Below are 11358 nucleotides of genomic sequence, written 5' to 3'. Positions count from 1 at the left end.
GCCCGTGTTGTCAGCTGGTGCCCAGCCGGTCGATGGTCCAGGCGATGTACACCACCGCGGCGCTCACCGAACCCGTGGTGATGAGGTCGATGGTCTTGGTCCGCACCGCCAGCAGCCCGGCGCGATCGTCGGGAAGCACCAGACGCAGCGCCGCCGCCACCCCCACGGCGATCCCGATCAGCAACGCCCCGCGGCGCCAGTAGCCGGCCGCCACCAGGACGAACGCGGCCACGAAGATCAGCCCGACCACCACGATCGGCCACTGACTCTGCAGCCGCGCCCGCAGCCTCACAGCGACTTCTCGGCCCTCTCAACAACATTCGTCAGCAGGAACGCCCGCGTCAGCGGGCCCACGCCGCCGGGATTCGGGGAGACGAACCCGGCCACGTCCCACACATCGGGGTGCACGTCGCCGGTGAGCTTGCCGTCCACCCGACTCACCCCCACGTCGACCACCGCGACGCCGGGCTTGACCATCTCGGGGATCACCATGTGCGGCACCCCGACCGCGGCGATGATGATGTCCGCCTCGCGTGCCAGCTGCGGGAGATGGCGGGTTGCGGTGTGGCACAACGTGACCGTGGCGTTCTCCGACCGACGGGTCAGCAGGAGCCCGAGTGGCCGCCCGACCGTCACGCCACGGCCGATCACCACCACGTTCGCCCCTGCGATCTCCACCTCGTAACGGCGCAGCAGGTGCACGATGCCGCGCGGGGTACACGGCAGCGGCGCAGGCTCGTTGAGCACCAGGCGACCGAGGTTGGTGGGGTGCAGACCGTCGGCGTCCTTACCCGGGTCGACGCGCTCCAGCGCGGCGTTCTCGTCCAGATGCTTGGGCAGGGGCAGCTGCACGATGTACCCGGTGCACTCCGGGTTGGCGTTCAGCTCATCGATGGTCTCGTCGAGCGTCGCCTGACTGATGTCTGCGGGCAGGTCCCGGCGGATCGAGTTGATGCCCACCTTGGCGCAGTCGGCGTGCTTGCCCCGCACGTAGGCCTGCGACCCCGGATCGTCACCCACCAGAATGGTCCCCAGACCAGGGGTGCGCCCCTGAGCGGTCAGCGCCGCCACCCGTTCCTTGAGGTCGACAAAGATCTCGTCGCGCGTGGCCTTGCCGTCCAGCACCTGTGCTCCCACAGCGGCCATTGTTTCAGATCCATTGACACTGCCCCGCCACCGTGTTGGAGTGCCAGAGTGAACACCAGCCCAGATGTGTTCAGTCCCGCGAAGCTCGGGCCGCTGACGCTGCGCAATCGCATCATCAAAGCCGCGACCTTCGAGGCGGCCACCCCTGATGCGCTGGTGACCGACGACCTGATCAATTACCACCGCAAGCCCGCGGCGGGTGGCATCGGCATGACCACGGTGGCCTATTGCGCCGTCGCCCCCGGTGGACGCACCGACGGCTGGCAACTCTGGATGCGCCCGGAAGCGGTCCCGGGGCTGCGCCGGCTCACCGAGGCCATCCATGCCGAAGGCGCGGCCATCAGCGCGCAGATCGGCCACGCTGGACCGGTCGCCAACGCCAAGACCAACAAGGCCCAGGCCCTGGCACCGGTGCGGTTCTTCAACCCGATGTCGATGCGGTTCGCCAAGAAGGCCACCAAGGACGACATCCGCGCTGTCATGGACGCGCACGCGAACGCCGCCCGGCTGGCCATCGACTCCGGCTTCGACGCCGTCGAGATCCACCTCGGGCACAACTATCTGGCCAGCTCGTTTCTCTCTCCCCTGCTCAACCGGCGTGACGACGAGTTCGGCGGCTCGCTGGAGAACCGGGCGAAAGTTGCGCGCGGCACCGTGCTGGCAGTCCGGCGCGCGGTCGGAGACCAGATCGCCGTGACCGCCAAACTCAACATGGCCGACGGCGTGCGCGGCGGCATCTCGACCGAGGAGTCACTGCAGACCGCCCGCTGGCTGCAGGACGACGGCGGCCTCGACGCCCTGGAGTTGACCGCGGGCAGCTCGCTGGTGAACCCGATGTATCTGTTCCGCGGCGACGCCCCGGTCAAGGAGTTCGCCGGTGCGTTCAAGCCGCCGATGCGGTGGGGCGTGAAGATGATGGGCACGAAGTTCCTGCGCGAGTACCCCTACCGCGAGGCGTACCTGCTGCGGGAGGCGCGGCTGTTCCGCGCCGAGCTCACCATGCCGTTGATCCTCCTCGGTGGCATCACCAACCGCGAGACCATGGACAAGGCGATGGCCGAGGGATTCGACTTCGTCGCGATGGGCCGCGCGGTGCTCGCCGAGCCCGACCTGATCAACCGGATCCGCGCCGACAGCTCGGTGCGGTCGAAGTGCACACACTGCAACCTGTGCATGCCGACCATCTACAGCCACACCCACTGCGTGCTGACCGGCGCGCCGGACCGTTGAGCGCACCCGCATCGAATGGAGCCCTGCGGTTAGAGTTGACGCGATGTCTCGACCAGTCGCACCTGCACTGACCGTTCGGCACGACGGGTCTTCGCGTAATTTCGCCGCAGGCAATGATGTTGTTGTCGGCCGTGACCTGCGCGCAGACGTTCGTATCGCGCACCCGCTGATTTCGCGTGCCCATCTGGTGCTGCGCTTCGATCACGGACGCTGGATCGCGATCGACAACGGCTCGCTCAACGGCATGTTCGTCAACAATCGGCGGGTCGCCAGCGTCGACCTGCACGACGGGTTGGCGCTGAACATCGGCAACCCCGACGGCCCCCGGCTGGAGTTCGAGGTCGGCCGGCACACCGGCGCGGTGGGCACTCCCCCGCAGACCGCGGCGGTGCCCGTCGCGCACCGGCCTGTCACCGGGACCACCCCGTCGAACTATCAGCCCCCGCACTACCCGGCCAGCGGCGTGTGGCAGTCCCCGGCGCCGGCGCCGGTCTCGCGTCCTCCGCAGTACCCGACCGGAGCGCGCCCACCCGTGACGCCGCCTCCGACGCACTACCCCAGCCAGGCGCACCCGACCGCGCATCCGCCCGCCTCGGGCGCGATGCCCACCCAGATGGGGCCCACGGCCATCCCGCCGCGCTCGGTCACCAGCAGCACCGGCGACGGCAACCTCGCAACCAGCATGCTCAAGATCCTGCGCCCGGGTCGCACTCCCGAGGTGCCGGCGGGCGGCATCAAGATCGGTCGCGCCACCGACAACGAGATCGTCATCCCCGACGTCCTGGCGTCGCGGCATCACGCGACGCTGGTGCCCTCCGCCGGTGGCGCCGAAATCATCGACAACCGCAGCATCAACGGCACGTTCGTCAACGGCCAGCGGGTCGAGCAGGCCACGCTGCGTGAGGGCGACGTCGTCACCATCGGCAACGTCGACCTGGTGTTCACCGGCGGCACGCTGGCGCGGCGGTCGGAAACCCAGGCTGCCACCCGCACCGGCGGCCTCGAGGTCCGCGGGCTCACCTGGACCATCGAGAACAACAAGACGCTGCTCAACAACATCTCCATCGACGCGCGGCCCGGCACGCTCACCGCGGTGATCGGCCCGTCCGGTGCCGGCAAGTCGACCTTCGCCAAGCAGGTCGCCGGATTGACCCACCCGACCAGCGGCCGGGTCACTTTCGAGGGCCACGACATCCACGCCGAGTACGCCTCGCTGCGTTCCCGGATCGGCATGGTGCCGCAGGACGACGTGGTGCACGGCCAGCTGACCGTGCGCCAGGCCCTGATGTACGCCGCCGAGCTGCGGCTGCCGCCGGACACCACGAAGGAAGACCGCGAGAACGTCGTCATGCAGGTCCTCGAGGAACTCGAGATGACCAAGCACCTCGACACCCGCGTCGACAAGCTCTCCGGCGGTCAGCGCAAACGCGCATCGGTGGCCCTCGAGCTGCTGACCGGACCGTCGCTGCTGATTCTCGACGAACCCACCTCCGGTCTGGACCCGGCGCTGGATCGCCAGGTCATGACGATGTTGCGCCAGCTGGCCGACGCCGGACGCGTGGTGCTGGTGGTCACGCACTCGCTGACCTACCTCGACGTCTGCGATCAGGTGCTGCTGCTGGCCCCCGGCGGCAAGACCGCGTTCTACGGACCGCCCAGCCAGATCGGTCCGCAGTTGGGCACCACCAACTGGGCTGACATCTTCTCCACCGTCGCCGGCGACCCCGACGAGGCGGGCAGACGCTATATCGAGCGCACCGGGCCCGCCCCGGAGGCGGAGGCCTCCACCGAGGAACCCGGGGATCTGGGCAAGCCCGCCAAGACCAGCTTCCGGCGGCAGTTCTCGACCATCGGTCGCCGGCAGATGCGCCTGATCATCTCCGACCGCGGCTACTTCATATTCCTGGCACTGCTGCCGTTCATCATGGGTGTGCTGTCGCTGTCGGTGCCCGGCACCGTCGGCTTCGGCGTGCCCGACCCATTGGGTGACGCCCCGAACGAGCCGGGCCAGATCCTGGTGCTGCTGAACGTCGGCGCGATCTTCATGGGCACCGCGCTGACGGTGCGTGACCTGATCGGCGAGCGCGCCATCTTCCGCCGCGAACAGGCCGTCGGGCTGTCCACCACCGCCTACCTGCTGGCGAAGGTGTGCATCTATGCGGTGTTCGCGATCGTGCAGTCCTCGATCGTCACGGCCATCGCGGTGCTGGGCAAGGGCGGCCCGACGCAGGGTTCGGTCTCGTTCCTGCCGCCCACCGCGGAGTTGTTCGTGGTGATGGGTGCGACGACGGTGACCGCCGCGATGGTGGGTCTGGCGCTGTCGGCGATGGCCAAGTCGGCCGAGCAGATCATGCCGCTGCTGGTGGTGGCGGTGATGAGCCAGTTGGTGTTCTCCGGCGGCATGATCCCGGTGACCGACCGCCTGGTGCTCGATCAGCTGTCCTGGATCACCCCGGCCCGCTGGGGATTCGCCGCCTCGGCGTCGACGGTCGACCTGATCCACCTGGTGCCCGGGCCGCTGACGCCCAAGGACGCGCTGTGGGAGCACACCACCAAGGCGTGGTACTTCGACATGGGCATGCTGGTTGCGCTGTGCATCGCCTATCTCGGCTTCGTGCGGTGGAAGATCCGGCTCAAGGCTGCTTGAGGTTCACCTCCGCGGCACTCGACAACTGTGCGGTTTACTCCGCGACACGCCGGTCCGGGCCTATCTGAGCACACATGTGTGCCGGAAAACGGGCGGCGGAAAGTCAGTCGCCGTGCACGTCCAGCCCGTGGGCGGCGGCAAAGGCCAGCGCCTGCGGCAGGTCGATGCGCGCCCCGCGCAGCGACGCCTGCGTCCACAGGTCCGGATCCACCCGCGCGCCACGCAGATCCGCGGAGTCGAGCTTCAGTCCGCGCACTCGGGCGCCGGACAGGTCGGCGTTGCGCAACACCGCCTTGCGCAGATCGGTCTCCACCAGCCCGGCTTCGCGCAGCCGGCACCCGGTCAGATTCGCCCCGCGCAGGTCGGCGCCGGCCAGCACGGCCAGCGTGAAGTCCACCTCGTCGAAGGTGACCGGCCGCAGGCGGCAGTCGGAGAACACCGAGCCCATCAGGCTGCACCCGCGAAACGTGCTGTGCCATAGCGAGGTCCGGTCGAAGCGGCAGTTGCGGAAGGCGGACCCGGTGTGCTCGGACTCGGCGAGGTTGACCCCGCTGAAATCACAGTCGGTGAACACCGCGCGCTCGGTGCGCAGCCCCACCAGGTCGTCGTCGCGGAAGTCCTCACCCACGAACTCCCGGTCGATCCAGGATCCGGTCACGCCGACAGCGACTCCAGCGCGTACTCACTGACGGCGATCAGCGCATGCTTGGCGGAGTCGCGGTCACGGGCGTCGACGGTGATCACCGGGATGCGCTCGGACAGCGCCAGCGCCGCCCGCACCTCCTCGACAGCGAACCGCTGCGCGCCGTCGAACTCGTTGACGGCCACGATGAACGGGATCTTGCGGTCCTCGAAGAAGTCGACGGCAGCGAAGCTGTCCTGCAGGCGCTGGGTGTCCACCAGCACGATGGCGCCGATGGCCCCGTGCACCAGGTCGTCCCACATGAACCAGAAGCGGCGCTGCCCCGGTGTGCCGAACAGGTACAGCACCAGGTCCTCACCCAGGGTGATCCGGCCGAAGTCCATGGCCACGGTGGTGGTCGACTTTGCGGGTGTGGCGGCGAGTTCGTCGACGCCGGCCGAGACGTTGGTGACCATGGCCTCGGTGCGCAACGGCATGATCTCCGAGACCGCACCCACGAACGTGGTCTTGCCCACGCCGAAGCCGCCCGCGATGACGATCTTGGTGGACGCGGCGTCACGCCGGGCCGTGTCAGAGTGCGCGTAGCCCACGGAGCGTCCTTCCGATCAGTTCACGACGTTCGTCGGCGCTCGACGCGTCGGTCAGCGTCGTCTGCACTTGAAGGTAACCCGACGTGACCAGATCTCCGACCAGGACACGGGCAACACCGAGCGCGACATCCAGGCGTGCGGCGATCTCGGCCACCGACGGGCTCTCGACACACAGGTCGACGATCCGGGCACGCAGGTCACCCGACGGCCAGCGGTGGGCGCCCACCGCCTGGATGGGCGCGGCCAGCGGCAGGTCGACGGTGGTGTCGGTGCGACCGGAAGTCAGCGTGTAGGGCCGGACCAGGCTGGCCTCACGGTAAGGGTCGGGATCAGCGGGCGCCATCGCGGCTCACGAGGTCTGCGGAGCCTGCCGACGGGTGGCGGACACCACACCGCCCACCCGCTCGGCGAGCAGCGCCATCTCATAGCCCACCTGCCCGATGTCGCAGTTCTTCGCCGCCAGCGTGGCCAGCTGGCTGCCGTCGCCCACCTGCATGATCAGGACGTAACCGTGGTCCATCTCCACCACCGACTGCAGCACCCGACCGCCGTCGAAGAGCTGCGCGGCACCCGCCGCCAGACTGGCCAGCCCGGAGGTGACGGCGGCGAGTTGGTCGGCGCGTTCGGGAGGCAGGTGCGCGCTGGACGCGATCAGCAGACCGTCGACCGACACCAGCACCGCGTGCGCCACCCCCGGGATGTCGCGGGCGAACTTCGACACCAGCCAGTCCAGCGGGTTCTCCTGCGACGCTGTCATGTCTGATCGGGTCCTTCGGTCGGGGTGTCGCTGCCGTGGGTGCGCCCGGCTTGGACACCGGAGAAGTGTGCACCCAGGGACGCGCGAATGGCGTCGGGGTCGCGTTCAGAGGTCTGTTCCGGCGCACCGGCCGACGTGCCGCCGGGCACCAGGCGTGCCCCGGGCCGGCGCACCGGCAGCCCGTGGTCGGTGTGCGTCTCGACGGGCACGTCCTCGACCTCGGCCGCGGTGGCCCAGCCGTTGTCCCACACCGACTTCCAATCCTGTGGGGTGGCCAGCTGCTGCAGGTCTTCGGGGTCCACCAACCACTCGGACATCATGTTCTGGTAGATCAGGTCGACGTCGGAGGTGGCGGGCTCGGCCGGCTCGGGTTCGGTGTGCCCAGTCTCCTCCTGGGTTTCCCACTGCGCGCGCCTGCGGGAGGAGAAGAACTCGGAGGTGTCGGCGGGTGCGCCGCTGCGCGCGGCACCCTCACCGGGCCACCAGGCGGGCTGCTCATCGGCAGCCGGGGGCTCGCCGGTGATGCCGCTGGATCCCGGCGTCCGGCGGGGCAGCGCAGTGCCGGATTCGTCAGCCGGCTCGGGCACCGGGGCCTCGAACAGCGACGGCGCAACAGCCGGGGGCGCGGGTTCGGGTTCGGGCTCGGGTTGCGGGGCGACGGTGACGTTCTCGAGCAGTTCTGGCGGGACGTAGAGCTGGGCCTTGGTCCCGCTGCCGGTGTCGCCGACCAGTAGTTGCACGGTCATGCCGTGCTGGCGCGCGAGCCGGCCCACCACGAACAGGCCCATGTGCCGTGCGCTGTCCGGGGTCACCTCACCGCCGGCGGTCAACCGCATGTTGGCGATCCGCAGGTCGCCGTCGGTCATCCCCAGGCCGTCGTCCTCCACGTCGACGAGGACACCGCCGTTGCTGGTGTGCACGGCATTCACCCGGACCTGTGCGCTGGGCGGTGAGTACCGCAGGGCGTTGTCGATCAGCTCGGCCAGCAGATGTACCGCGTCACCGGCGACGGAGCCGACCACCGAACAGTCGGGCACGGCGCGGGTGTGCACCCGCTGATAGTCCTCCACCTCGGAGGCAGCCGCCGCGATCAGCGAGGCCAGCGGCTCCGGGGCGCTGTGTTCGCGGCTGATCTGGGCGCCGGCGAGCACCAGCAGGTTGGCGCCGTTGCGGCGCATCCGGGTGGCCAGGTGGTCGAGCCGGAACAGGCTGTCGAGACGTCCGGGGTCCTCTTCGTTGCGCTCCAACCGGTCGATCAGCGACAACTGTTGGTCGACAAGCGATTTGTTGCGTCGCGACATGGTTTCGAACATGTCGTTGACGGTCACCCGCAGCCGCGCCTCGTCCCCGGCCAGCAGCAGCGCCTGGGTGTGCAGTTCGTCGACCGCGTGTGCCACCTGCCCGATCTCCTCGGTGGTGTGGATGGGCAGTGGGTCAGGCTCGCGTTCGTCACCGGCTTTGACACGTTCGATCTCGTCGACCAGGTCCCGGTGGGCGATGCTCAGCGCGCCGTCGCGCAGCCGCCGCAGCGGGCGGGTCAGCGAGCGGGCCACCAGGACGACGATCAGCACCACCAGCAGGAAGGTGAGCACCACCACCGCGGCGTCGCGGATCGCGTCAGCACGTGCGTCGGCGGCCTCGTCGCGCACTGCGGCGGTGATGCCCGAGGCGGTGTCGTCCACCAGGCGCGCCGCGATGTCGTCGGTGGTCTGGATGGACTGCAGCAGTTGCGGGTTACCGGTCAGCGGGGCTGCCGGGTCGGACAGGATGTCGAGCCGCTGCACCATCTGCGAGCGCAGGGCGGCGGCCTCCTCGGAGGTCGGGCCCAACAGTTCGGCCATGCCGCGCACGGTGGACGGTTCGGTGCCGGCCAGTGCCACCATCGACGACCGCAGCTCCGGTTCGCCCACGGCGCCGCCGGACTGGACCAGCAGGCGCTGCATGGCCATCTGGCCGCGCGCACCGACCGCCCGCGCCAGGCCCTCGGCCTGCACCCGGACGGACTCATCAGCCCCCCGCACCGAGCCGGTGATCGCGGTCTCGGCGGTCAGCAGCAAGGGGGAAAACGAACTCACCTGCTCGGGCAGGTACGAGCTGCCGGCGTCGGCAACCAGCTGCCGACCCAGCGTCAGCAGATCGGTGACCGCGAGGCGGACATCGGACACCGGGTCGACGGAATCCACCCGCTCCTGCAGTTCGGTGCTGCGGGCCTGGTAGTCGGCATCGGCGGTGGCGGTGTCACCGCCGGATGCGGTGGCCACCAGCGCATCCTGCAGCGCCGCCATGTAGTCGTCGATCGCGGGCACCAGCTCGGTGCGGTCCGCAGCCGCTGCCAGGTCACGTGCCTCCACGGCACTGGCGTACACCCGGACGCCGCCGAACACCGCGGCCAGCAGCAACGGGATCGCCGCGATGGCCGCCACTTTCCAGCGCACCGGCCAGTTGCTCAGTGACCAGCGGGCCGGCTTGCGGATGACGGGTCCGGCCGGCGGGATCAACCCGGGCTGGTCGAACATGGGGGCGGGTGAATCGTGGGTCACCGCGACGCGTCCGTGTCCCGGGGCGCGCAATGCTGCGCGCCGCCGCGTGGTGTCTGCGCCTGATTCATGTGACTTTCCTGCTAATTCGACCCGCGCGTGTGCTCAATTCGCCTGGCAATTCTTGAAGTATGACAGGGCAGGGACGGCGACTGCACAGTTCTGCATGAACAGCGCGACCGCCCCGGTGCCGCGAAAGTACGGAAAACCGATCCGGAGCAAACAATTCGTGATCGAACTGACATCATCGGGTGATGTTCCGATTGATGTTCTATTCGCCCCGCATCGCACCCAACACCGGAAATGCAATTCGGATGGTCGCGGCGACGGGTGCTGCGCTGCATCTGGTGGAACCCCTCGGATTCGATCTCTCCGAGCCCAAATTGAGACGTGCCGGTCTGGACTATCACGACCTCGCGTCGGTGACGGTGCACCCGTCGCTGCCCGCCGCGTGGGAGGCTCTGCAACCCCGTCGGGTGTACGCCTTCACCGCGCACGCCACCACGTCCTTCGCCGACATCGCCTACCAGGCCGACGACGTTCTGATGTTCGGACCCGAACCCACCGGCCTGGATCAGCAGACCCTGGCCGACCCGCACATCACCGAGCGGCTGCGGATCCCGATGCTGGCGGGCCGGCGGTCGCTGAACCTGTCCAACGCGGCGGCGGTGGTGGTGTACGAGGCCTGGCGCCAGCACGGTTTCACCGGCGCCGTGTAGTCACCAGGTGTCCCAGTGCGCCAGGTCGGCGGCGGGCAGCCGCTTGGCCTTCTTGAAGTCGGTGCCCTTGGTGTAGGCGATGGGGAACAGCCCACCCTGGGAGTACTTCTCGAACGGGATACCCAGGATGTCGGCGACCTGCTTCTCCCCGTCGCCCATCAGGTGCAGCGTGGTCCAGGCCGACCCCAGCTCACGGGAGCGCAACGCCAGCATGAAGCTCCACACCGCGGGCAGCAGTGAGCCCCAGAACCCGGCGCTCATCCCCGCAGGTGCTCCGTCGGGCCTGCCCTCCAGGCACGGGATCAGCATCACCGGCACCTCGTGCAGATGCTCGTTGAGGTACTTGGCCGAGTCGACCACCTTGGGGGTGCGTTCGTCGCGGGCGTCGCCGTAGCTGGGCTTCTCCTGCTCCAGATACGGCGTCGCGGCGATCCGGTACACGTCGGCGATGGCCTTCTTCTTCTCGGCATCCTCGACGAACATCCACTGCCAGCCCTGGGAGTTGGAGCCGGTGGGAGCTTGCAGCGCCAGATCCAGGCATTCCAGCAGCACTTCCCGCGGTACCGGCCTGTCAAAATCCAGCCGTTTGCGAACCGAGCGCGTGGTGGTGAGCAGTTCATCGACAGTGAGGTGCAGGGTCATGATCGGAGACTACATTCGCACCCATGACCGCTGAACTGACTCCGGAAGTCACCGAACGTCTCACGGGCGACGACTTCGGATGGCTGACCACCGTGGCCAAATCCGGGCTGCCGGTACCCAGGCTGATCTGGTTCTTCTTCGATGGGACGGAGCTGTTCGTCTACACCATGCCGAACGCGGCCAAGGTGACCCACATCCGGCGGCATCCGCAGGTGAGCCTGAACCTGGATTCCGACGGCCGGGGCGGCGGCATCATCGTCGTCGGTGGCACCGCACGGATCGACGCCGACGGCGTCGACTGCCGCGACGACGGCCCCTACTGGGCCAAGTACGAAGCCCTCGCGGCGCAGGCGGGGCTGACCGAGGTGATGGGCGACTACAGCACCCGCCTCGCGATCAGCATCGACAAGGTATGGACCACGCCCACCGAGGGCTAACCGCAGCTGG

12 protein-coding genes are annotated in these 11358 nt (G+C 68.8%); 4 read left to right on the top strand and 8 right to left on the bottom strand.

The window, feature by feature from the left end; translation table 11 throughout:
* Window positions 1–10 precede the first annotated feature (10 nt).
* Both G6N58_RS16905 and G6N58_RS16900 read right to left on the bottom strand, forming a co-directional pair.
* A complete protein-coding gene (locus G6N58_RS16905; RefSeq protein ID WP_068919643.1) occupies window positions 11–286 on the bottom strand; it encodes a DUF3017 domain-containing protein in 276 nt (91 codons plus the stop codon).
* Window positions 287–288: 2 nt separating this feature from the next.
* Window positions 289–1137, bottom strand: a complete 849-nt coding sequence (locus G6N58_RS16900) for a bifunctional methylenetetrahydrofolate dehydrogenase/methenyltetrahydrofolate cyclohydrolase (protein ID WP_179968220.1) — start codon at window positions 1135–1137, stop codon at window positions 289–291.
* A 57-nt stretch (window positions 1138–1194) separates the two neighbouring features.
* Between G6N58_RS16900 and G6N58_RS16895 the strand changes: the two genes are divergently transcribed.
* Together G6N58_RS16895 and G6N58_RS16890 are read left to right on the top strand one after the other, a co-directional pair.
* Entirely contained in the window at window positions 1195–2376 is a 1182-nt protein-coding gene (locus G6N58_RS16895) for an NADH:flavin oxidoreductase (protein ID WP_068915766.1), read from the top strand.
* Window positions 2377–2419: 43 nt separating this feature from the next.
* On the top strand, window positions 2420–5023 hold the full coding sequence (locus G6N58_RS16890) for an FHA domain-containing protein (RefSeq protein WP_115277947.1): 2604 nt from the start codon (window positions 2420–2422) through the stop codon (window positions 5021–5023).
* A 103-nt stretch (window positions 5024–5126) separates the two neighbouring features.
* Here G6N58_RS16890 and G6N58_RS16885 read toward each other — a convergent pair whose 3' ends face one another.
* Genes G6N58_RS16885 through G6N58_RS16865 form a run of 5 tightly spaced genes read right to left on the bottom strand, consistent with a single transcriptional unit; the run spans window position 5127 to window position 9553 of the window.
* Window positions 5127–5681: a pentapeptide repeat-containing protein gene (locus G6N58_RS16885; RefSeq protein ID WP_115277948.1), complete on the bottom strand. Its 555-nt coding sequence runs from the start codon at window positions 5679–5681 to the stop codon at window positions 5127–5129.
* Window positions 5678–6256 (bottom strand): GTP-binding protein, encoded by a 579-nt coding sequence (locus G6N58_RS16880; RefSeq protein ID WP_068915763.1) that lies wholly within the window; start codon window positions 6254–6256, stop codon window positions 5678–5680. The genes G6N58_RS16885 and G6N58_RS16880 overlap by 4 nt, the downstream gene beginning before the upstream one ends.
* Window positions 6237–6599: a DUF742 domain-containing protein gene (locus tag G6N58_RS16875; protein WP_068915762.1), complete on the bottom strand. Its 363-nt coding sequence runs from the start codon at window positions 6597–6599 to the stop codon at window positions 6237–6239. The genes G6N58_RS16880 and G6N58_RS16875 overlap by 20 nt, the downstream gene beginning before the upstream one ends.
* A gap of 6 nt (window positions 6600–6605) precedes the next feature.
* Window positions 6606–7013 (bottom strand): roadblock/LC7 domain-containing protein, encoded by a 408-nt coding sequence (locus tag G6N58_RS16870; protein WP_068915761.1) that lies wholly within the window; start codon window positions 7011–7013, stop codon window positions 6606–6608.
* Window positions 7010–9553 carry an ATP-binding protein gene (locus tag G6N58_RS16865; RefSeq protein ID WP_232067895.1) on the bottom strand — a complete coding sequence of 848 codons (2544 nt, stop codon included), beginning with the start codon at window positions 9551–9553 and terminating at the stop codon, window positions 7010–7012. Before G6N58_RS16865 ends, G6N58_RS16870 begins: the two co-directional genes overlap by 4 nt.
* Before the next feature lie 251 nt (window positions 9554–9804).
* Between G6N58_RS16865 and G6N58_RS16860 the strand changes: the two genes are divergently transcribed.
* Complete coding sequence (locus G6N58_RS16860; RefSeq protein ID WP_068915759.1) at window positions 9805–10269, top strand: tRNA (cytidine(34)-2'-O)-methyltransferase; 465 nt, start codon at window positions 9805–9807, stop codon at window positions 10267–10269.
* On the opposite strand, the gene G6N58_RS16855 is transcribed toward G6N58_RS16860, so the two are convergent.
* Window positions 10270–10911 (bottom strand): nitroreductase family protein, encoded by a 642-nt coding sequence (locus G6N58_RS16855; RefSeq protein ID WP_068915758.1) that lies wholly within the window; start codon window positions 10909–10911, stop codon window positions 10270–10272.
* Window positions 10912–10934: 23 nt separating this feature from the next.
* Between G6N58_RS16855 and G6N58_RS16850 the strand changes: the two genes are divergently transcribed.
* Entirely contained in the window at window positions 10935–11348 is a 414-nt protein-coding gene (locus tag G6N58_RS16850) for a TIGR03667 family PPOX class F420-dependent oxidoreductase (RefSeq protein WP_115277950.1), read from the top strand.
* Window positions 11349–11358: the final 10 nt, after the last annotated feature.

It is taken from the genome of Mycolicibacterium tokaiense, assembly GCF_010725885.1.
Lineage (GTDB): Bacteria > Actinomycetota > Actinomycetes > Mycobacteriales > Mycobacteriaceae > Mycobacterium > Mycobacterium tokaiense.
This window is presented reverse-complemented; position numbering and strand designations above follow the sequence as displayed.

Bases quoted from the DNA above. Each gene is read 5' to 3' on its own strand.
- G6N58_RS16890 (WP_115277947.1), top strand. From the start codon at position 2,420: ATGTCTCGACCAGTCGCACCTGCACTGACCGTTCGGCACGACGGGTCT.
- G6N58_RS16875 (WP_068915762.1), bottom strand. From the start codon at position 6,599: ATGGCGCCCGCTGATCCCGACCCTTACCGTGAGGCCAGCCTGGTCCGG.
- G6N58_RS16870 (WP_068915761.1), bottom strand. From the start codon at position 7,013: ATGACAGCGTCGCAGGAGAACCCGCTGGACTGGCTGGTGTCGAAGTTC.
- G6N58_RS16860 (WP_068915759.1), top strand. From the start codon at position 9,805: ATGTTCCGATTGATGTTCTATTCGCCCCGCATCGCACCCAACACCGGA.
- G6N58_RS16855 (WP_068915758.1), bottom strand. From the start codon at position 10,911: ATGACCCTGCACCTCACTGTCGATGAACTGCTCACCACCACGCGCTCG.
- G6N58_RS16850 (WP_115277950.1), top strand. From the start codon at position 10,935: ATGACCGCTGAACTGACTCCGGAAGTCACCGAACGTCTCACGGGCGAC.